15 protein-coding genes and 1 pseudogene are annotated in these 21,242 nt (G+C 42.9%); 9 read left to right on the forward strand and 7 right to left on the reverse strand.

Features of this window, described 5'->3' with window-relative positions; translation table 11 throughout:
• The first annotated feature begins 130 nt into the window (after window positions 1–130).
• Window positions 131–1,114, forward strand: a complete 984-nt coding sequence (locus FCL46_RS02445) for an IS30 family transposase (protein ID WP_136810846.1) — start codon at window positions 131–133, stop codon at window positions 1,112–1,114.
• Window positions 1,115–1,307: 193 nt separating this feature from the next.
• Here FCL46_RS02445 and FCL46_RS02450 read toward each other — a convergent pair whose 3' ends face one another.
• The 3 genes and pseudogenes from FCL46_RS02450 to FCL46_RS29005 all read right to left on the reverse strand — a co-directional run bounded on the left by FCL46_RS02450 (window position 1,308) and on the right by FCL46_RS29005 (window position 3,760).
• Window positions 1,308–1,625 carry a hypothetical protein gene (locus tag FCL46_RS02450; RefSeq protein WP_136810847.1) on the reverse strand — a complete coding sequence of 106 codons (318 nt, stop codon included), beginning with the start codon at window positions 1,623–1,625 and terminating at the stop codon, window positions 1,308–1,310.
• Window positions 1,626–1,635: 10 nt separating this feature from the next.
• On the reverse strand, window positions 1,636–2,277 hold the full coding sequence (locus FCL46_RS02455) for a hypothetical protein (RefSeq protein WP_136810848.1): 642 nt from the start codon (window positions 2,275–2,277) through the stop codon (window positions 1,636–1,638).
• 580 nt (window positions 2,278–2,857) lie between these two features.
• Window positions 2,858–3,760 (reverse strand): annotated as a pseudogene (locus FCL46_RS29005) (IS110 family transposase).
• A 698-nt stretch (window positions 3,761–4,458) separates the two neighbouring features.
• Here FCL46_RS29005 and FCL46_RS28670 point away from each other — a divergent pair.
• Complete coding sequence (locus FCL46_RS28670; RefSeq protein WP_217909549.1) at window positions 4,459–4,584, forward strand: hypothetical protein; 126 nt, start codon at window positions 4,459–4,461, stop codon at window positions 4,582–4,584.
• Window positions 4,585–4,716: 132 nt separating this feature from the next.
• On the opposite strand, the gene FCL46_RS02470 is transcribed toward FCL46_RS28670, so the two are convergent.
• Window positions 4,717–6,261 (reverse strand): Fic family protein, encoded by a 1,545-nt coding sequence (locus FCL46_RS02470; protein WP_136810850.1) that lies wholly within the window; start codon window positions 6,259–6,261, stop codon window positions 4,717–4,719.
• Between the two features lie 744 nt (window positions 6,262–7,005).
• Between FCL46_RS02470 and FCL46_RS28675 the strand changes: the two genes are divergently transcribed.
• From FCL46_RS28675 to FCL46_RS02495, 5 genes are all read left to right on the forward strand, one after another.
• Window positions 7,006–7,260, forward strand: a complete 255-nt coding sequence (locus FCL46_RS28675; protein ID WP_167506111.1) for a transposase — start codon at window positions 7,006–7,008, stop codon at window positions 7,258–7,260.
• Window positions 7,261–7,603: 343 nt separating this feature from the next.
• The gene (locus FCL46_RS02480) at window positions 7,604–10,795 is read left to right on the forward strand and encodes a toll/interleukin-1 receptor domain-containing protein (protein ID WP_136810852.1); all 3,192 of its coding nucleotides are present in this window, start codon (window positions 7,604–7,606) and stop codon (window positions 10,793–10,795) included.
• A 515-nt stretch (window positions 10,796–11,310) separates the two neighbouring features.
• Entirely contained in the window at window positions 11,311–11,511 is a 201-nt protein-coding gene (locus tag FCL46_RS02485) for a cold-shock protein (protein ID WP_136810853.1), read from the forward strand.
• An 87-nt stretch (window positions 11,512–11,598) separates the two neighbouring features.
• A complete protein-coding gene (locus FCL46_RS02490; protein WP_167506112.1) occupies window positions 11,599–11,742 on the forward strand; it encodes a hypothetical protein in 144 nt (47 codons plus the stop codon).
• 932 nt (window positions 11,743–12,674) lie between these two features.
• Window positions 12,675–12,842, forward strand: a complete 168-nt coding sequence (locus FCL46_RS02495) for a hypothetical protein (protein ID WP_153307154.1) — start codon at window positions 12,675–12,677, stop codon at window positions 12,840–12,842.
• Between the two features lie 278 nt (window positions 12,843–13,120).
• Here FCL46_RS02495 and FCL46_RS02500 read toward each other — a convergent pair whose 3' ends face one another.
• A complete protein-coding gene (locus tag FCL46_RS02500; protein WP_136810854.1) occupies window positions 13,121–13,996 on the reverse strand; it encodes an AraC family transcriptional regulator in 876 nt (291 codons plus the stop codon).
• 225 nt (window positions 13,997–14,221) lie between these two features.
• Between FCL46_RS02500 and FCL46_RS02505 the strand changes: the two genes are divergently transcribed.
• On the forward strand, window positions 14,222–15,394 hold the full coding sequence (locus tag FCL46_RS02505) for an iron-containing alcohol dehydrogenase (RefSeq protein WP_136810855.1): 1,173 nt from the start codon (window positions 14,222–14,224) through the stop codon (window positions 15,392–15,394).
• A 130-nt stretch (window positions 15,395–15,524) separates the two neighbouring features.
• Here the strand turns inward: FCL46_RS02505 and FCL46_RS02510 are convergent, their stop codons facing one another.
• Window positions 15,525–16,310 (reverse strand): NYN domain-containing protein, encoded by a 786-nt coding sequence (locus FCL46_RS02510; RefSeq protein WP_136810856.1) that lies wholly within the window; start codon window positions 16,308–16,310, stop codon window positions 15,525–15,527.
• A gap of 226 nt (window positions 16,311–16,536) precedes the next feature.
• Here FCL46_RS02510 and ggt point away from each other — a divergent pair, with 226 nt between their 5' ends.
• Entirely contained in the window at window positions 16,537–18,273 is a 1,737-nt protein-coding gene (gene ggt / locus FCL46_RS02515; protein ID WP_136810857.1) for a gamma-glutamyltransferase, read from the forward strand.
• 104 nt (window positions 18,274–18,377) lie between these two features.
• On the opposite strand, the gene FCL46_RS02520 is transcribed toward ggt, so the two are convergent.
• A complete protein-coding gene (locus FCL46_RS02520) occupies window positions 18,378–20,915 on the reverse strand; it encodes a transporter substrate-binding domain-containing protein (protein ID WP_136810858.1) in 2,538 nt (845 codons plus the stop codon).
• Between the last annotated feature and the right edge of the window lie 327 nt (window positions 20,916–21,242).

Raw genomic sequence — 21,242 nt, forward strand, 5'->3', positions numbered from 1 at the left:
TTTTGATTCCCCAGTTAAAGAGAGAACGAAGGTGTCGGCTGGAGTAGTACAATAAGTGCAACAGACTGAAATTGAAAAGTGAGTGAGTTGAAAGTATGGTGTCAGCTCTCACACTTAACCAAGGTCTGTTATGAACAAACAAAACAAACACTACAATCAACTCACTCAAGAACCAAGATACCAGATTTCTGGGCTTCGTAAAGCAGGGATGTCATTGAGGGCCATCGCACTAGAGGTTGGCGTTCATTCTAGTACAATAAGTCGTGAACTTCGAAGAAATGCCACTGTCGACGGTTATAATCCTAAAACGGCGCATCAACTGAGTGACACTCGGCGTAAATCAGCTTCAAAAGCTAATAAACGGACAGATAAAACGAATAAAATCATCAAGGAATCGTTGGTACTTGGTTGGTCACCAGATGCCATTAGTCAGCGATTAATGCTGGAAACACCACCAGATGAACATATCTGCCACACGACGATTTACAAACGAATAGAAGAAGATCGACTGCAAGGAGGGACGCTTTATCGACAACTGCCGAGATTTGGCAAAAGGCGCTGGAAAGGTGGAAAACGCAATAAGAAAGCTGGCGTTAAACTCATTCCTGATAGAATTGACATCTCAGAGCGACCAGAAGTTGTTGACAAAAGAGAGCGAATTGGCGACTGGGAGGGAGATACAGTTCATGGCCAAAATGCTCACCTGGTAACACTTGTAGACCGATCAACCCGCTTCACGTTGGCCAAACGTGTGCTTAAGAAAACAAAAGAAGCTGTAGCTGAGGCCATGCTTGAGATGCTTCGGAAAGTTCACTCTGTTAAGACTATAACTCTTGATAACGGTGGAGAATTTGCGGCTCACGCTCGTGTTGCAAAAGGAACTGGGGCAAAGGTCTATTTTGCAAAACCTTATGCAAGTTGGCAACGGGGAACTAATGAGAATACCAACGGCAGAATCAGACGTTTTTGGCCAAAGAAGTTTGATATGGCCACCCTCACAGATAAAGAAATTGACGATCTTATTTTGTTATTAAATTTAACACCAAGAAATGTTTTGGGAGGTTTAACCCCTCTGGAAGCTTTTACTGGTAGGCGTGTTGCACTTATTACTTGAATTCAGCCGTAACTCTTTGTTTGCTGTTTGATTAGATATTTTACTCCTTTCATCTCTGAGCTCTGTAATTAGTTCAATTGTTATTTCAGCGCAAGTTAAACCAGACCACTTTTTTGCCCATCTCCTGGAGTGATAGATTGTGTCCATGTAATGTTCGTAAGAAAGACGTTGTTTAACCTCATCCAAACGAAGGTTAAGAAGCTTCAAAAAGGCCATGTCTGTTGAGATCGGTTTGTTCAACTCTGTTCTTTTTTTCTGCTCGGCCTCTTTTGCTTCTCGTTTCGTTTTGAACCATGTTTTGGTGTGTCTTTCTCCCTTCACCATGAAATCGTACCGCCATCCCTTCTTCTCTACAAAATAAACGCTCATACAATGTCTCCTTTGGAGGAAAGAACATTCGTCCTCCAATTTTCACTCCACCAAGTTTCTTGTGATTTTTGCTAACCCATGCAAGACTCTGATTAAAAATCTCTGCGATGTCAGTTGGCTTTAATGGTCTGTTGTCTGACATATAATTCCTCCTAAGATTCTAATTGGAGGGTAGGGTGTTCAGTCTTGTGGTGATGGAGAGTTGAGACAGTTTCAAATACTTCACGCTTCTTTTTATCTAATCTTCTTACAAATTCGGTTTCATCATCTCTGTAGAACGAGTGAATGTCTTCTTCGAAAATCGTCTTTCCGATATCTATAATATGATCTAAATCATCTGAATGAACATCGTGAAAGGCAGCAAGAGTCATTCCCAATCCGATATATTGTTTTCGTAGAGCACCATAGTCTTTCTTAGGGCGGGATATCTGTTTTGACTTTATTGAATTCCCTTCCCACTGAATATTAGAAACTATGTTCCAAAAATCTGAATTTGTAGCTCTGGATTGGTGATTGTTTTTGTAGTCGACTTTTTCTGAGCAGTGTCGGGCCCAATGTGAAGTGCAATGAGTCCAAATGGATTGGAAAGAGTCGCAAAGGTCTTCGAAAGTATCAACACCTGTTTCTGAATCTTCCGAAGATTTGATGTCTTTCAGAATCGGGCGTCTAAGCTGGAACTCAACTCTTGTGACTGGCTTTTCAGCGTAGAATGTAACTCCCCAGGCTTCTGCAAAGGTAGCTTGTTTAGGAGCTGATCTTTTTAGCTCAAGAATCTTATCATATATCCTGAGCATGATGTCACCCTTGCCAATTGAGACAGTTGCTAGTTGCCTAAATGTATCATGGGTTGTGATTAGTTGGGATCGAGTTATCCAGCGTTCTTTAAGAAAAATAAGGGGTCACCCATTAAAAGGCCCCGGTCAAGGAATAATACTCCCCCATTAAGGGAAAAATGAATTTCCCTTCGTAAGGTACATAGTTGCCATGGAACTCTAGCTTTACAGAATACCTGTTCTTTATTGCACCCGTTATTTCAACATTATGTGTCGGCAATATCTTTACCGCACCAGTCACCCATCAGGATCAAGGCGAAGGGAGAGATTAGGATTGTGGAACGAAGAGATCCTCAAAAAATCTCGTAGTGGAACAATTCCAATCTCGGGTCCATGCCCCTGTCCGCTTCAGCGAACCCAGAAAATTATTGGTGCCATACTATGTCCAAATGTTTGTACAAGTCTCATGGTTCTTAACCAGCCCTTTGGTGGTTCACAGTATAGGCATTAAAGAAAGTGGTATTCTATCAGACGGAACGGTTACCAATCAAATCCAGTGGTTTTACCAACCCCTTTCCGAGTTCTCCGTTCCGGCTGAATTTCAGGTAAAGAGTTTATTGCTATCAAACTCAACGTTGTCTTTCATAATGTAAAAGGCGGCCCGTGCGAGTTTGTGGGATAATGCGGCATAGGCAACTGTTGATTTGTTTTTTGCTGTTACCTTTTCCTTTACGCTTGTTATTGCTGGTCCAACTCGTTGGTACTTTCCGGCAATATGAGGAGTAGTCACCGACTTTCTTGAAGCGCTCAATGGGACCAGTCTCCAGCATTATGGTTAAGGCTAAGATCTTGCCAACTTCAGGAATGGTGAGAAGCCCGCTATATTGAGGGTTGAGTTTCATTCTTTCCTGGCAGATATTTTCTATTTTGACAATTTGTTGACTGAGGTAGTCTATACTCTGTTTTGAGACTTCACCGCTGAGTGCTAAATCTTCATTGTCTGCGAGGAGAGGTTCCACATGGTTAGTGCTCGTCTGCTTCATATTCTTACCACTGAGACTGTGACCACAATTCCTGGCAATAATTCCTTGCAGACTATTGATGAGCGATGTCCGCGTTTTCGTAAGAGATCACGTATAGGTCGTATCTCTTTGGGGTAAATGTATCCTTGTGGAAGAATGCCAAGTCGGTCCATATGTGCCAGCCAAAAGGCATCGTGTTTATCGTCAAGGAACTTTAAGCCTGAATACTGTTGCATAGCAGCAGGGTTTGCTAGGTGAACGGTATATCCAGTATCAATGAGACAATCCACAATCCAGTACCAGTTGAAGGTTGATTCAATCGTGATACTCACCATTTCGCCCCTGAATGGTTCCAATTCAGCAAGGATCACATCTTTTTGATTCGGTAACTTCTTGTGATAAACTCGCTTGTCCTCTTGGTCAATTATCCCAATGTGACTGTTGTTTGAATGTAGGTCAATTCCTGTATATAATTGTCTCATGAGGCACCTCCTCTTTGTGTTGCATTCCTCTTTAATTATACCACCATTGCTTGTAGTGGTATTGGGAGATCAACGGTGGTCTCCCGGAGGTGCCTTTTATATGATTATCAAGTCCGTTTTTGACTTTTGATAACTTTTCTTTCAATAATGTTCAGTTATTTTAGCAAGGTGCTGTTTTTCACAATGCGTCTTTTTACTCCCTGAATCACACACTACTCATGGTACTGTAATTATCGATGTCGAATGCTGCGCCCACATTTGATAATGTTTTACAGCATAGACGCCGGACAAGATGAATCGCATTATCCCGTACAGTATTCGTAGTACCCTTATTGGAATACAGCAGATCTTGTTGTGCCACGCTGTAATTCTCGTAAAAAACAGCTATCCATTTGTCAATCTCTGGTGCCAGCGCTTTCGATTCAGGTATTCCAACGCAATTAGCCAGAGGCATGAACTTTTTTTTGATGTACTCCTTGAAAGAGGAACTTCATAATATTGATGACGGGTTTTTCAGGGAATAAAATCTCCAAAGCTCTTTAGACTCTCCGAGTGAAACGAAATCTATATATGCTGATTTTTTTCTGGAAAGGACAGGATTAAACTGCGTTAATAGGTGTTCTTTCTTCAACCAGGACCATCCTTAAACTAGTGCCATTCTGGTCTGTCTCCGATAAGTTCATCTTCTCATGGCTGGCATGGATTTGAGAACGTTGGCGGAAATTCTTGGCCACAATACAATGCAGATGGTTCAGCGCTATACTCACCTCCTTGACGACAATAAACTGAAGGCGATAGATACGATTGAATATTTGGGCGTTTGAAGAGCGTCAAGGGAATCAGGAATACGTTAAACATTTGGCAAGTTATTAGTCCGGTAATACAGTATGTTGCAAAGATTTATTTTCCCGCCGGGTTAATAAAAGAGACAGAATTATTCTGGAATAACTGGATAACTAATGACCACCGAATATCTCCAGATATTTCGACTCAATGGCCTGGATTTCTTTCTCTGTCAGCTCTTCAAACTCTTTTGCTCGCTTGCGCTTCGAGAGTTTGCCGTCATTTTGGGATAAAAAGCGTATTAGCAAATCAACAAGCCTATCTGGCATGTCGATATAGTTTTTTATGAAATCGTTGAGGAGGTCGTATTTTCTAAGATACTCAACTTCTTCAGGCAGTGTTTGGGATACTGTCTTCTCAACACATTCAAAGAAGAATTCTGCCTGTTTCGTTGCATCAAAATAGCGGTACAGATCGAGCGTCTCGTTTAGGACCTCAACATTATTTTTCTCTGTTGGTCGCCACTCGATCAAATCAAGCCGTGGCTTTGAATAATGCTCCAGGGTTTTTCGGTACTCATTGATACGGTCAAGGATAACAGCGGATACCGGAAATATTAGCCCTTTGGGTACAAAACCTTTATCAGCGAGAACGTGGTGAAAGAGATAGCGGTGAATCCGGCCATTGCCATCTTCAAATGGGTGAATGAATACAAAGCCAAACGCGATGATTGTGGCCATGAGGATTGCATCAAACTCATCCTCTCGCAGTAGCTCGTAAGTTTCGATCAGTCCAGACATGAGCGTTTCCAGATCATCCGGGCGCGCTGAGATGTGAACCGGCATGGGCATACCTGATCCCCGGTCATGCTCACCGACAAAACCACCTTCCGTTCGCAAACCTGGCTCAATAAAGCGGCTATCCACTATCACTTGGTTTTGCAAGTGCTCAAGCTCTTCGAGACTGAGTGCGCGACTTCCCGCCTCACCGATAATTCTGCCCCATCGCTCAATACGGCTATGAGGCGGGGTTTCGCCTTCAATGGTGTAGGACGCTTTGGAATCTTTCAGAAGAAGAAAGGCGGCTGCCCGGCTTAAAAGATCGGGGTGCGTTTGACCGATATTTTTAACAGTTTCTTCTGAAAGTTTTTTGCTTAGAAATTGCTCAAGCTTCTTTGTTTTTCTGATCAAGGGGCAAAAGTTCCTTGTCCCGGGCAGGTTGTTCCGAACACGGTGGCGTTTGGACAAAACAGGTTTGCCTTCATACTGCAGTTTGGTATTGACTAGAGAAACGAAGTTACATTTAATAACGTCCCCAAGGTCTAATTGTTCATCACGCAGCCACTCCCACAAAAACCAGATTTTCCTGCTATAGATCCCAGTGGGCTCTGATCGAACTATGGGTTCAATCTCTTGCGCTTTAACTGCCTGGAACAAGGCATTGAGAACTGCTAAATCAATACCTTCATATTTTAAAGCAAATGTAAGATGGCCATAAAGTGTGTCATCCGGTTTATGGCGGGGCGTAAACACATTCCAACGTCCATTTACGTATTTTTTATGTATGGCCCCTATGATACAAAGGCTATCCGGCGCTGGTACTTTAAGCTCATGCGCTTCAATCAGTGCAGCGTAGCCAGCCAGAGAGGAACCTTTTTCCGGGCTAGAAAAGCCATGAAAAACGGTTCCAGTTTGTGAATTTTGATTATATATAGCCATTTTTGTGAATTCCTATTCCAGTAATTGAATTCACTATGCCATGAAAAACACTTCCAGGCCATGAAAAAAGATTGCAAAAAGTGCATTTTGTGAAAAATGATTGTGCATGGCAGGGTGTAATCTCACAGCAAGCTATACATGCACTTGTTGCACCCTGTTTCCACTGTGAAAATATCGCCGCCTATTTCCATGTCACGTTTCATGCAGTCATAGTCGATATCGAATGAAAGATGCTTATGCATTTCGCTTGAGCTTATCGTCAGCTCTTCAGCATAAGCGGGGAAGGATTCATAGCAACGAGACAATTCTCCTCTATGGCCTGTCTTACCTCTTCCAAATTGTCACAGAACTCAGACAGAAGGCGCCCCGTATTCCTGTGTGTTCTTCTAAGAAACAAGCCATTTGGGGTAATTCATAGATACCGTTCTATTCGCTGATTGAGTAACTCTCAAATCCTTCATAGTTTTGGATTGCGTACTCTTCTACATCTTCTTTTGAGTTGTTTACCAGCATTTTATTGATTTGGTCTTTGATGTTCGAAATGACAACCTAAAATTGACACCCTGTTTTTTGTTATAAGAGGTTGCTGGCTGGGGCCCTTCCCAGGTAATGGTTGGAACCCAGGTATATATGCCTCATCTCCGGTAAACCCCAACCGCATTCTGGCGCCTTTCACATAGCGGAGCACCGTCGGCTTTCAACCTGAGTAGTCATTTTCCGTCACCAATCAATTGTATGAGGGTTATGAAGATTGTTGGAATTAGTGTTTTAACCTCATATTCTCTGTTTTCAGAGATCGGTCCTGATCTTTCAAAATTCCCCTCGGCCAACCATTTCTGTTCCTGGCTCGGCCTTTGCTCTAATAATAAGATCTGTGGGGGAAAGATTTTATCTTCCAAAACTCGTCCAGGTGCAAGTAGAGCTACGCAAGCCCTAGGCTTACTGCACGTGTATTATGGAAAAGCCAATCGTATTTGGGGCATTATTACTGACGGATGAGAGCACGTCATGGAACACCTAAAGCTATCACAGCAACAGCTCATAAATTGGCCAGGATAGCTTTTCATTGAATAAAAACGGGCAAAACCTTCGATGAAACTGTATTTGCTGAACAAGAAACTCTTCATACGCAAAGACGTGAGAGAACACTTTAAAACACGCCAAATCAATGGGCTTCGAGCTGGTCCCAACAGATGTCTAGTTTTTGTTATTTAGAAGTCTATTTGACGAGTTGAATACGTTTGACTCTTTGGAATTGAAAAAGGTTTAATAGGTGAAGGTGTAATATTCGTTAGGCGTGTCTGGGGTGTAGTGCTGAGGTTTTGCATTGGGAGGATAGAATATGCTTTACAAAGCGTTTATTTCCTACAGCCACCAAGCCGATACACGACTTGCTCCTGTTCTCCAATCTGCTTTACGATCTTTTGCTAAGCCGTGGTACCGGCTTCGTTCCATGCGCGTGTTCCGCGATACAACAAACCTTGCCGCAAACCCGGCGCTATGGGATTCAATACAGAATGCACTTGCTGAATCTGAATATTTCCTTTTATTGGCCTCGCCGCAAGCGGCGCAATCTTTTTGGGTAGAGCGGGAGATAAAGTGGTGGCTTGATAATCGTTCGATTGAAAAGATGCTCATTATCGTTACTGACGGTGAGCTTGTATGGGATAGAATAACGAATGATTATGACTGGGAACATACAACGGCCCTACCAGATAATCTCCGTGGCCAATTTGAGGATGAACCACTTCATGTGGATTTATCATGGGCGAAATCTGAGGAGAAACTTTCACTCAGGCATTCTCAGTTCCGAAGTGCAGTATTGGACATTGTAGCACCTCTTTACGGAAAAGTTAAAGATGAACTGGATGGTGAAGATGTTCGTCAGCTGCGGAAAAATAAACGATGGGCCTGGTTGGCTGTAATTGCATTACTCATTACGACGGCGTCTGCTCTTGTTGGGGCTGTTATCGCTGTTAATCAGAAGAATATAGCAAAGGAAAATGAACAAAAAGCGATTTCCCGTCAGCTTGCAAGTCAAGCTGAACTACTCGGCAGGCAACAGGCAAACCTACTGCCTCAGAGTGTATTGTTAGCAACCGAAAGCCTGAAGAGATACTCAACGTTCTCTGCAGATCAGGCACTGTATCATGGGCTGTCACTACTCGGTCCAAAGCCTCTAACACAGAAATCCTATCAAGGTTTAGCGGACCTTGTTCTCAGTCCTCATGGAAAGTATTTAGCGCAACGACCATATGACGGCCCTGTGGTCATAGAGGAGACCGTGAGCGGTAAAGTAATCGCCAATTTGATAAATGTTTCATTTAATAACGAACCACTTCCGAGACTGAGCAGCGTATCATTCAGTGGTGATGAGAAGCGCGTAGCCACGGTGGGGGCTGTAGGAGTATCAGCTTTCGTTTGGGAACTACCTGGCGGGCGGGAAATCTTTCGGACACCAGTGGATCGGATGGCAATAATGAATGCTGTTTTGAGTGATGATGGTGAAGTGCTGGCAACGGGGCATGCCGATGGGATACTTTCGTTATGGAATATTTCCACTGGTAGAGAGTTGTCGAGGAGTGTGCATGCTGATCCTCAAATTAAAATGGTGTTTAGTCCGGATGGAAAATATTTGGTGACTAGCAGTAGTCAGGATCTAGACTATGGGCCAATATCTACATCAATATTTAAACTTTGGGATGTGTTGAACGGACGAGAAATCGCAATACTTCAGCATGTTGGTCCGGTTACCAAAGTGGCTTTTAGTGCTAACGGGAAATTTGTAGCCACCACAAGCAAAGAACAGGCGGGAAAGGGGGTATACGTTTCTATATGGGATACAGAAACAGGGAAAGAAGTAACTCAAGTTGAACATGAGATGAGTGTAAACGCCATTTCTTTTACTCCCAATAATCGGTTTCTATTGACTGGGAGTTCCGATAATACAGCACGGTTGTGGGATGTGAACAGCGGTGAGGAACTGCTTCGTATTGATCATGGAAACTCTGTCAGCTTAGTCGATGGGCTTATGGCAGGGGATAGCTCTTACATGATAACTGCAGGTGGGGATGGAGTATTACGGTTATGGGGTTTTCATTTCCCAACCCAGGAGTATTTACGTCTCATGGAAAGCCCAAATGTCTTAGCATATGCAGAGGATATTAATGCGCGATATATGGTAACAATCAGTCATGATCTCTATATCGATCTGGAAACTCCTCCTGATCAATATCAAAGAGACGTTCGGGTATGGTCGATTGACAGTATCGAGGAAAATCTTCGTTTGAAACATGAGAATGCTGTTGGACGAGTCAAGTTTAGCCCGGATAGCCGTTATCTTGTCACTTTTGATTTTCAATTACCAACCTTTAAAGAGATTCCCAAAACAGCAGTTAACGATTCGAGGGTGGATTTTACCGATCTGGGAAGTGGTAATGTCTACGTTTGGGATGTATCAACGAGAAAGAGGCGTATGCACCTGGAGCATCCCGGAACTGTGATGGAGATGGACTATGATTCCACCGGGGCCTATTTAGTTACCGGGTGTGTTGATGGGGGCGCGAGGGTTTGGGAAATAGCAGATGGAAAGGAGATAATAAATCTTCAACATAATGGATGGATATATTCAGTAGCATTTAGCCCGCACGGTCGGTATGTGGCAACAATTAGCGGTACGCCAGAGATGTTGGGAGGTCAGGCAGGAATTGGCATGACGACGATATGGGATTGGCAAACCGGCAGAGAGGTTGGGCATCTGCAAACCGATAAGGCCAAGACCTCAGTTGCATTTAGCCCGGATGGAAAATATCTTGCGGTTGGAGGACATGATGGAATTGTTCATGTTCTGGATGCAACTAACGCGCATGTGGTTAAAGAGTTGCAGCAGGAAGATCCGATAAAGAAAAACGAAATCATCTATAATTTAGTCCAAATCACCTTCAGTTCAGATGGTCACAGTATAGCAGCAGCAACTGGTCGGGTCTCAAAGGACTCAGTCCTGACAATAGGGGAAACAACGTTGTGGAATATTGATAGTGGTAAAAAAATTGTTTCAAAGAAACATGAAGGGCAGGTAGAGCGTGTCGCTTTTTCGCGTAACGGAGAGTTCCTGGTATCAATAGATCAAAAAGGCATGGTTAATGTTTGGGCAACGACTGATGGTAGCGAGATAAGGACTATGAAACATGAAGAGCGGATAACTAAAGCGACCATTGATTTCAGCCCTGACGATAAATATCTGTTAATTGCGTTCGATAATAAAGCGAAAATTCTGGAGGTTGCCACAGGAAAGGAGATCGCACGTAGAGAGCATCCCTCTGGTGAGTTGTTGGATGCAATCTTTAGCCCTAATAGCAAATATCTCGCAACAGCAAGCACAGATGCAACCGCTGGCTTATGGCTCTGGCGTCCTGATGACCTTATTGAGGAAGCATGCAACCGATTGTCCAGAAATCTGACACAAGAAGAATGGCGACAATTCATGGGTGATGAGATAGCTTATGAGGTTATCTGCGTAAATCCTGCAAATTGAAATCTTCCGGGTTTACTATAAACTGCATCAGTTTTGATACAACTATGACTGATAATACCTGTACTAATACGTAAGAAGTGAACATTAAATTCGCATTTTTTCGCGAAGTATTCTGAGATTGGGACGGAGCATTGTGATGTAGTGCAATTTTTTTTAAATTGTATCTGACAGATACCTAGAGCGGATTTCTTCGGAAAACTGGTGTTTTATCAGGCTGGAATGATAAGAAAGCCATGTGCAACTCTAAGTTTATTTGCCTGTATTGTAGATATGCCTAGCTTTTTCTAGGTTATCAACTAAAGTGTGGTGAATATGTCCGAAAAGATAATTATCAGGCAGGGCATAATTCCTTACCTTTGCAGTAAGCTTCCTTCTTCGATTTCGACATAAGTAAGGCTGTGCAATGATAAGCTAATTAGTCTGGGCACCCAGACTTCAAGTCGAAGTATAAGAAATACCTCGGCGCTATAACTAATAGGTTCCCCAGGGTTCCAAGTACACAGGAGTATTACACGATGGCTGAAGGTACAGTAAAGTGGTTCAACGATGCAAAAGGTTTTGGTTTTATCGAGATGGACGGCGGAAAAGATGTATTTGTTCATCATTCCGCTATTCAGTCTGATGGTTTCAAATCTCTTGCGGAAGGCGCACGTGTGACCTTCGATGTTGTTGATGGACCAAAAGGACCTGCCGCAGAGAACGTTGTCCAGCAGTAGTAATTGCTAGATATCGGATATTGAAAAGGCCTAGCAATATGCTAGGCCTTTTTTTGTTTAAGATGAACCAATCATAAGGATGCAATCTTGGCTAGACAAAATTACTCATATGAAAAACGCCAGAAAGAGTTAGCAAAGAAAAAGAAAAAAGAGGAAAAAAAGCAGGCAAAGCTGGATAAACAGAAAGAAGCTGGCGACGAAAAGGACACTCTTCCTCCTCAGGAAGATTAATAGTTACACATAATACTGTGCTTTACTGCTCTCACGCAGGACTTACGCGAAGCATGTTCCAATAGAGGCTGAAAGCTGCCTTTTTAATGTAAATCTCTATATACAATACCAGCATGTTACTATTTAACAGATGGTTCCTGAACATCGTGAAGAGTGGATGCTCAGGAATTGTCTCGGATCAACAGGCGTTATCGAAGCAACTATAGTACACGTCTGATTCACCTTATTTTCCTCATGTTTTTCTATTAGCAGTTTTTTCTACAGCTCAGCGGTGATCGCGGCCCAGCCGAGAATGAGTACCTGATTAATGTTACAATACTCAAATGTAATTGTTTGAAGCTCTAGATTGTAAACGTTACCACGGCATCCTTATCACCTTCTTTCAACTGTTCTCTCAGGTCAGCACATTTGCAGCATATTTCAGGAGCATTGACACTATGGCACCTGGGGTGCGTGTTGTAATGAGACGAATCTGTACGAGCAATCATAGTTTCCTAAAGTCTGCCATCCTGACTCACGTATATGACTCTCTTCTTTGGTAGTCTCTATCCGAATACGGTGCTTTTTATCTTACTCTTCGTAGCTCCCAAAATTTTATTCTCGTAGATAAACGAACGAAGTGAGAATTAGATACCATGCATATGGCTGTGGCGAAATCTATCGAGAGCCTCAATTTAAAATACAACTCGTTGTTTCGGGTTGAAAACCAGATAATAAGAGAAGATGGGAATTGGATTGTACTCTTCGTGATTTCGTAAAAAAAATTAATGAGGGATTAGAGGTGAATAGTACAAATGTTCTCAGAATCCATGCTGCCAAAAACAATTAGAATTGACATGCTACTATGTAGCATTATTTTTTATAGCCTGGATGTAATGTTACACATGATTTGGGTGTATGTTTTAGACATTGTTTAGAGAAGGTAGGATGGTATGGATTTAGATACAGCAATATTGTTGGCTTTGACTGGATGTGCTTACATCCTCTATGTTTCAATAGGTATTTTTGAACAAAAGAAAGAAATTAATGCTCGCAGGGAAGAAGAGATATTCCGTGAGAAGCAGGCTAAGCGAATAAATAAATTATTTGGTCGTTCATAGCAGCCTGACAGGTGGCAAAAGGTAGGTCTTTGCTGGAGTTGCTGGATTATTATCCTTTAAGGTTGAGAAATTACGTTTAACACGTACTGTTGCTGCAAACTGCAGTATGTGATTCCTGCCAAAAGTTAATCTGGGTCCCGTCAGAAAAATATCTATTCGGCCGATATCAGCGTCATGCTCAAAAATATATCCTCAGAATATTGAAGATATGCCTGCGGTAGAATTTTTCGAGTGCCTCGTTATCGACCGAATACTCGACTTTTCTGATGGAAATTCACTTAACGAGCTCCATTAATGCATTCGACAGGGCTGGTGCCAAAATATCGTTTGAATTCTCTGCTAAATTGAGCTGCACTCTCATAACCAACTTCTGTTGCAGCCTCATTTACCCGTGAACCTTCTTCGATCAATAGCGCTTTGGCTTTGCTCAGGCGCACTTTCTTTAAATATTGGATCGGGGATGAAGCTGTTACATCTTTAAACGCCCGATGAAACGCCGAAGGGCTCATGTTTACAAGCGCCGCTAAGCTATCCACATCCATCGATTCTCGATAGTTTGAGTGGATCAACTTAAGTGCCTTATCTATTCTGGCGAGGTTGGTGTTTTTCATGGCCAGCGCATAGAGCGAAGACGCATTCTCACCGCACATGATCCTAAAGATGAGTTCGTGAACAATACCTGGACCGATAACACCACAATCAAGAGGCGATTGGAGAGCGTGCAGGAGACGTTGTACGGTGTCTTGTATTTGCACGGTTGTCGAGGCGAGAAATAACCCTTTATGCTTATCCCGCTTCTCCAGTAAATCGAGATTGATATGACTATCCATCTCGGCAATAATCCGGTTAAGCATACCGATATCAAGATCTACTGTCATTGCCAACATCGGTTTATCTTCTACTGTAGATGTTTCACATTCCGCCGGGATTGGAACCGTGAGTACCAGATAATTGTCCGGGTTGTATTCATAGGTACTGTTGCCAAGAAAAACACGTTTGGATCCCTGTCCAACTATAATCACCCCCTGCTGGTAACAGAGCGGTTCTCGTGGTTTTGGCTGGGAAGCCTTGAATATTCCTACCCCTGGTAATTCAGTTGTATTAAAGCCTTCCTCTCTGGCGAGTGTATGCATTAGCCTGGCGATTTCTGTCATGGTGATCTCCTTAAAATTCGTTCTGTTCAAATACCATAATCAGGCTGTATCATTTTCGTACTCATTTTGTCGATCAAAGCAGGAATAGGCATGAAATCGGCAGGAATGTGTCTTCTCAATACGAAGTTGTGCCTTAAATTACCATGCAGTCAAAGGCGGAATCCCATCCTTAACTGGATATATAAAATAGAACATCATGCCATTCCAGCATGAAAGGAGAGCACCATGTTGAATTTCAGCTTTTATAATCCTACCAACCTCGTATTTGGTAAAGATCAGCTGCAGGAGTTAGATAATCTTGTACCTAAAGATGCCAGGGTCCTTATCACCTATGGTGGTGGCAGTGCCAAGAAAAACGGTGTGCTCGACTCGGTACAAAAAGAATTAGCCAAGTCGCCCAGAAAGGTTTTTGAATTTGGGGGTATTGGCGCCAATCCTGAATTTTCTGTTTTGATGGACGCAGTAAAGATTGCGCGGGAAGAGAACATTGACTTCCTCTTAGCGGTCGGTGGCGGCTCTGTAATGGACGGCACTAAATTTGTGGCGCTTGCAGCTTTTGCTAAGGAATTTGTCGGCAAAGAAGAGGAGCTGTTGCGTTTTGGCTTTATGCCGGTTCCGGTAGACGGCGCAGTGCCACTCGGTACAGTAGTGACTTTGCCTGCTACAGGTTCTGAGGCCAATACCTTTGCGGTTATCAGCAATGGTGAGGATAAACTGCCTGTTAACAGCCCATTTGCCTATCCTAAATTTTCTATACTTGATCCGGTACTCACCTATACACTCCCTGAACGTCAGATTGCAAACGGTGTTGTAGATGCATTTATTCATGTTTGCGAGCAGTATGTGACCTATGGAGTAGAAGCGCGTGTGCAGGATAGAATGGCTGAAGGTATACTCCAGACTCTTATTGAAGTTGGTCAAAAGACTATTGATAATCCGAAAGATTACGATGCGCGAGCCAATCTTGTCTGGGCTGCAACCATGGCGCTTAATGGACTTATTGGTATGGGAGTACCTGCCGACTGGAATACACACATGATCGGTCATGAAATAACTGCCCTTCATGGGATAGATCATGCCCGTACACTTGCCGCAGTAATGCCTGCAGTCTGGAAAGTACGTAAAGAACAGAAGCGCGAGAAACTTCTGCAATATGGTGCCCGTGTCTGGGGAATCACTGAAGGCAGTGAAGATGAGAGAATTGACCAGGCTATCGCCAAAACAGAAGAATTTTTTCAGGGACTGGGCATGAAAACCAGGCTTTCTGATCACAATCTGGGTGAAGCGGATATCGAGAAGATTGTCGCCTCATTGGAAAAGCACGGTATGAGCGCGTTGTCGGAAAGGGGAGACGTTACCCCTGAGATTTCAAGAGAAATTTTGAAAGCCGCTCTGTAATAGCAGTAACTGTAATTATCTACGTAGAACCCGCTCTTTTCAAGTATGTGTTTGAAAAGAGCGGGCGCTATTCAATTATCGGGTAGCAGCGCTCTCCTTTCAATTGTTCACTGCTTTGAAGGACTTACCGTCATGCCCGCTTATCTTTCACATAGATGTTGTGCGTTTTGCTTTTTTCAGATTTACGCCTGTCAATTTCGAAGAGTTGTGTGGCCTCAATAAGCGATGTCAGCGTGCGATACCCATAGGTTCGTGAATCGAAATCAGGGTGTTGTCGTTTAATCAATTCACCGCAACTGCCGAGTGCTGCCCAGCCGTCGTCATCAGCATATTCCTGAATTGCGTTTCTGAGCAGTTTTATAAGTTTGGTGTTTCCGCATAGTTGCTGCCGGGATTCTTTTCTCTTCGAAGTGTCTTTTCGTATAGATGTAACTTCCTCATTTTCCTCTATGTTCTCATCATCTTCTTCTATATCTTTTAGAACCTCGGTGAAGATAAAGTCATCACATGCGTTGCGAAAGGCCAGTGGTGTTTTCTTTTCGCCAACTCCAAAAACATAAATCTGAGATTCTTTTAATCGCGAAGCGAGTTTGGTGAAATCACTGTCGCTGGAAATGAGAGCAAAGGCATCAAATCGTTTTGAATAGAGCAGATCCATTGCATCAATGATCATTGCTGCATCAGAAGAGTTCTTTCCTTGAGTATAGGAGAATTGTTGTACCGGGTTTATTGCCAATTCGTTTAACGGCAGTTTCCAGTTTTTTAAATGATTTGAACTCCAGTCACCGTAAGCCTTTTTGACAATAATATGACCATGTTTGGATAGCTCTGAAAGAACTGCACCTAAAACGGCGTATTGAGCATTTTCAGCATCTATCAAAACAGCAATTTTTTTTACAGCATCAAGATCTTTCACTGAATATCTCCGGCGGTGGTGATATGTGATAAAAAGTATGTAGATATAGATGATTACCCTAATGTTTATGATAAATCAATTACAACGAAATTCCATTTTGCGCAAACACCTCTAAAGTGTTAGGCTTCATTCTTATATTCATGCGTTGGTAAGAGGACTACGCAGAATTTCATGTTGAGTATTTCATTTTGGATTTTATCAAATCAACATTACATGAGGAAGAACTATGAGCAGACCTGTATTACAGAAGAGTTGTAAGCGATTTGCGGTGATTGTAGGTGGCGCACTGGTATTATTTTCGCAAACTGTTCATTCTGCCGCAATTCTGGAGGGCGAACGAATGAATCCGGTGCAGGGAAAGGAGGGAATGGTAGTTACCAGCCATTTTCTTGCTACAGAATCTGCACTGGAGGTTTTGAAAAGTGGTGGAAATGCCATTGATGCAGCGGTCACTGCGGCCTTTTCACTTGCTGTTACCCAGCCTCGTTCGGGTAATATAGGCGGTGGTGGTTTCATGCTTATCTCTTCTGAAAAGAAGGATGAGGTCGTTGCTATTGATTACCGTGAGAAGGCACCGTCAAAGGCTACTGTTGATATGTTCTTAAATGAAAAGGGTGATGCCGATAGCAACAAATCACGCTATTCGCACATTGCTGCCGGTGTTCCGGGCACTGTCGCCGGGCTTGCTTTGGCGCTTGAGCAATATGGAACTATAAGCCTTAAGGAAGCAATGGCACCGGCCATTAAGCTTGCTGAAGAGGGTTTTATTGTAACACCTCGATTTAGTAGCGGGGTAAAAGACAAAGAGGATCGTCTTAAGAAGTGGAAATCCAGCGCTCAAATTTTTTATAAAGCGGATGGCGGCTACTATGAGCCGGGTGATCTCTTTGTGCAAAAAGATTTGGCAGCAACCCTTAAGCGTATAGCTGATCTGGGAGCAAGCGAATTTTATACAGGAAAAACCGCTGAGTTACTCGTTGCCGAAATGGCAAAACACGGCGGACTTATTTCCATGGACGACATGAAAAATTACTCGCCGGTCATGCGTAAACCGGTACATGGTAATTACAGAGGACATGATATCTATTCTATGTCACCACCAAGCTCTGGCGGGGCGCATGTTATTCAGATATTGAATATTTTGGAAGGTTATCCTATAGCACAATATGGTCATAACTCGTCAGTCACTATCCATTTGATGGCTGAAGCAATGAAGCGTGCGTATGCAGACCGTTCAATGTATCTGGGGGATGAAGATTTTGTAAAAGTTCCTCTTAAAGGCATTACATCAAAAGAGTATGCAACTTCAATCCGGGCCCAAATAGATCCGTATAAAGCGATGCCGAGCAAGATGGTTATGCCGGGGAAACCGCTTCCATATGAAAGCAATGAAACTACACATTTTTCTATTGTTGATAAGTTTGGGAATGCTGTTTCGAATACCTATACCATTAACTTCAGTTATGGTTCAGGAATTGTGGTTGAAGGTGCAGGTTTTCTGCTCAATAACGAGATGGATGATTTCTCGGCAAAGCCCGGCGTGCCTAATGCCTATGGTTTGATCGGCGGTGATGCAAACAAGGTTGAGCCGAATAAGCGTATGCTCAGTTCAATGTCGCCTACAATCGTTAAAAAGGATGGTAAAAACTTTCTGGTAACCGGTAGCCCGGGTGGTTCACGTATTATAACCACGACACTTCAGGTTATCATGAATGTTATTGATCATGGTCTTAATATCCAGAGTGCCGTAGCAGCACCACGTATTCATCATCAGTGGCTTCCTGATGAGATTCGAATAGAAGAAGGCTTGAGTCAGGACACAATCGACGGGCTTAAACAAAAGGGACATGATGTGCAACAAAAGTCCTCAATGGGTGCTATCCAGTCAATTATGATTTCAGATGGAGTTATGTATGGTGGTGCCGACCCTCGCAGGTCAACCGCACTGGCAGCAGGTATGTAGGTTTTAATTGATTATGAAGTTGCTTGTCCCTCTGAGATTTCTTCCTTTCTGGAAGGATCAGAGGGGCAGGCGTGTATTTGTGTAGTACCAACCTGTTGAAACGATTAAACCGGACAAGCCAGCGACTGATTTACAGCCTCTTTGAGATCGTCCAGGCTATATGGTTTTTCTAGAAAGACCTGTGGCTTTTCCGTGTGGTTAGAACTCATAACCTGATCTTCGCTGTAGCCACTGGCAAGGATAACCGGTATTCCTGGTGCTATTTCTCGTAGTGGAGACAGCATTTCAAGGCCATTCATTTGTGGCATGGCATAATCAGTGAGGATCAGGCTGACGTGATCTTTATGCTGCTTAAATGTTTCAATGGCATCTATACCATTAGCCTCTGTAAGAACATCGAACCCCATTCGGGAGAGTAGTTCAGCAGTAATTTCGAGGACTATCGTATCATCATCAACGAGTAGTACAGTTCCTGAGTTTTCTCTTGTCATTGTCTTTGCCTGATTCGCGGGCTTTGCTGAAGGTTGTTTTGAAGATTGAGGAAAAAATACAGAGATGGTTGTTCCCCGGCCGGGGGTGCTCTCTACAGTTGCAACCCCGTTGTGTGCCTGAACGAGGCCAAGGACAACAGATAGTCCCAGTCCACGACCTGTAAATTTTGTTGAGTAGAACGGATCAAACGCTGTTTCAATATCCTTGTCCTCAAAACCACAACCGTTATCAGCTACCTCTATGCATGCGTAGTTTGTAGTAACAGGTGTCCAGTTGACAGGGAAACAATTGTGTCGGGGAATTGATGATGCGGAAACATTAGCGATACGTAACGCGATGGTACCTTCATTCGTATCTATTGCTTCCCAGGAATTTCGTATAATATTGAGAAGAATAAGCTGAATATGGTGGAAGTTCGCCTGAATTGACGGTCCCGGAGAGGGTATACTGGTGCTCAGGTTTATATGTTTGGGGATTAATTCATTGATAGTTGATAGGCCTTTATTACAGATTGCTGATAAATCGTAAACAGACTGCGGATCTGATACTTTGCCTAAGTACGTGAGCATTAATTTGCTGATTTCAGCAGCCTGTTCTGCCGCTTTTCCTGCATCTTTAAGGTATTTATCAATATTTTTATCGGTTGTGAGAGTCTGCCTGGCAAGATCAAGCTTACCCAAAACAACATGCAGCTTATTATTGAAATGGTGTGCAGTTGCACCAGCCATGCGATCAAGGCTTTTAGCTTTTTGGAGTTTACGATTTATTTCCTCTAATTCCCGGCGTTCTTTATCCGCTTTTACTCGGGAAGTAATATCCTGTACCATCGCTTGCTTCGAGATACTATTATCTGAGTTGAAAATGGGTGTGTTGACGACATAATACCATCGCTTGTTCTGATGCAGTTGTATTTCAAAACGAACTGTTTCTCCTTGCATGACTCTGTCGTTAGCGCAGTGTTGGCAAGGGGTATCCCTTTTCATTATAGCTTCGTAGCAGATTTCGCCGGTTGCATCGTGAGAAATAGCATCAATGAGGTTTTGATTCATAAACTCAATCCGGTAGTCTGCTGAGCAGATATAAATCAACCCGTCAAATGCTTCGACAATTGCACGATAGCCCTCTTCGCTGTCTCTAAGAGCCACTTCCATTTTTTCGCGTTCAATTATTTCAGATCTCAGATTTTCATTTGTCAGTGCTAAGTCGGCTGTACGTTCCTGTACTCTCTTTTCCAGCTTTGTCTGAGCCGCAATGAGGTTCTGTTGGCTTTCGTTCAGTTCTGTTGTACGGATATTTACCTGTTTTTTTAGTGTCCATGACCAAACAAGGCTGAAAATGAAGAACCCAACTATAAGTAACATTGCGAAGACATATAATTTTAATGAATCCCACAAGCGCTTTTCTTCGTATACGCCAAACCACTTGTTGTAGATATTCTGGTATGTCCCGTTTGCTTTGAGTCGAATAAGTCCACGGTCAAGTTCATTGATAAGAAGTGTGTTGCCTTCCGCCACAGCAAAACAGTAGTTTTGCATAGGTAGACCAATATCTATATTCTTCAGATCACTGAATACTGGATCCTTTGAGAGATAATATTTGTGCACCTCGGACGAGAGAAGAGCTCCATCATGTTTTCCTGTGGCAATGAGTTGAAGTGCTTCAGGAGGGTTCTGTACAGTGATAATATGGGTGGTGGGAGATTGCTGAACCAGAAAATTGTGCATGATGTCATCAAGCTGAACGACAATTTCTCTATCGTGTATATCGTTAAGGCTTTTGATGGGGGAGTCGGCTCTGGTAAAGAGTCCAGGAGATATTTTTGTATGGGGAACGGAGAAATCAAAGGCGAGATCACGAACTTCTGAATAGGCCATGCCTGTAATTAGATCAATCTTTTTCTGTTGAAGATTGTTGAGAGCCTCATTCCATGGACCGAGACGGATCTCAATTTCAAGCCCCATTGTTTCAGCAACCGCACGGATCAGGTCAATATTAAAACCGGTAGGCCGGCCATTTTCGAGGAACTCATACGGAGGGAAATCATGGTCACCCATTACAACAAGCTTAGAAAGACTTGCTCCCTTAACACTGCTAATGAGTAGCAGGAAAATAATGGATATGCTGGTGAGTAACCCTGTAACAGTTCTCATCTCTATGCCTCGGAGAAGTATTTGTATAAGTTTACGGTATCATAAAGAAAGTGTTAGGAAAAAGCCACAAGTTTAGACAGATTTAGCGAAATATCAAATGCTCTTTCATCTCATTGAAATGCTCTGAAAAAAACTACGTGTATTGAAATGCTGTAGGCAAACTGATATGTCAGGCAGAATTAGTCAAATGACCAGATTGCAATTGTTGCTATAACGTATAGCATGATGGATGGTTACATATCGAGGGCGTTTGCATCTGGGAGTTTTTTGGGTTTTAAAAATGAGGGGTATTTCTGGTTTTACGGCAGGTCGTTGATATAGGGGCGT

It is taken from the genome of Desulfosediminicola flagellatus (assembly GCF_005116655.2).
Taxonomy (GTDB): Bacteria; Desulfobacterota; Desulfobulbia; order Desulfobulbales; family Desulfocapsaceae; genus Desulfopila; species Desulfopila flagellata.

What these genes read in the sequence shown, in the direction of transcription:
- FCL46_RS02445 (WP_136810846.1), top strand. Translation starts at nt 131, where the DNA reads ATGAACAAACAAAACAAACACTACAATCAACTCACTCAAGAACCAAGA.
- FCL46_RS02450 (WP_136810847.1), bottom strand. Translation starts at nt 1,625, where the DNA reads ATGTCAGACAACAGACCATTAAAGCCAACTGACATCGCAGAGATTTTT.
- FCL46_RS02455 (WP_136810848.1), bottom strand. Translation starts at nt 2,277, where the DNA reads ATGCTCAGGATATATGATAAGATTCTTGAGCTAAAAAGATCAGCTCCT.
- FCL46_RS28670 (WP_217909549.1), top strand. Translation starts at nt 4,459, where the DNA reads ATGGATTTGAGAACGTTGGCGGAAATTCTTGGCCACAATACAATGCAG.
- FCL46_RS02470 (WP_136810850.1), bottom strand. Translation starts at nt 6,261, where the DNA reads ATGGCTATATATAATCAAAATTCACAAACTGGAACCGTTTTTCATGGC.
- FCL46_RS28675 (WP_167506111.1), top strand. Translation starts at nt 7,006, where the DNA reads ATGAAGATTGTTGGAATTAGTGTTTTAACCTCATATTCTCTGTTTTCA.
- FCL46_RS02480 (WP_136810852.1), top strand. Translation starts at nt 7,604, where the DNA reads ATGCTTTACAAAGCGTTTATTTCCTACAGCCACCAAGCCGATACACGA.
- FCL46_RS02485 (WP_136810853.1), top strand. Translation starts at nt 11,311, where the DNA reads ATGGCTGAAGGTACAGTAAAGTGGTTCAACGATGCAAAAGGTTTTGGT.
- FCL46_RS02495 (WP_153307154.1), top strand. Translation starts at nt 12,675, where the DNA reads ATGGATTTAGATACAGCAATATTGTTGGCTTTGACTGGATGTGCTTAC.
- FCL46_RS02500 (WP_136810854.1), bottom strand. Translation starts at nt 13,996, where the DNA reads ATGACAGAAATCGCCAGGCTAATGCATACACTCGCCAGAGAGGAAGGC.
- FCL46_RS02505 (WP_136810855.1), top strand. Translation starts at nt 14,222, where the DNA reads ATGTTGAATTTCAGCTTTTATAATCCTACCAACCTCGTATTTGGTAAA.
- ggt (WP_136810857.1), top strand. Translation starts at nt 16,537, where the DNA reads ATGAGCAGACCTGTATTACAGAAGAGTTGTAAGCGATTTGCGGTGATT.
- FCL46_RS02520 (WP_136810858.1), bottom strand. Translation starts at nt 20,915, where the DNA reads ATGAGAACTGTTACAGGGTTACTCACCAGCATATCCATTATTTTCCTG.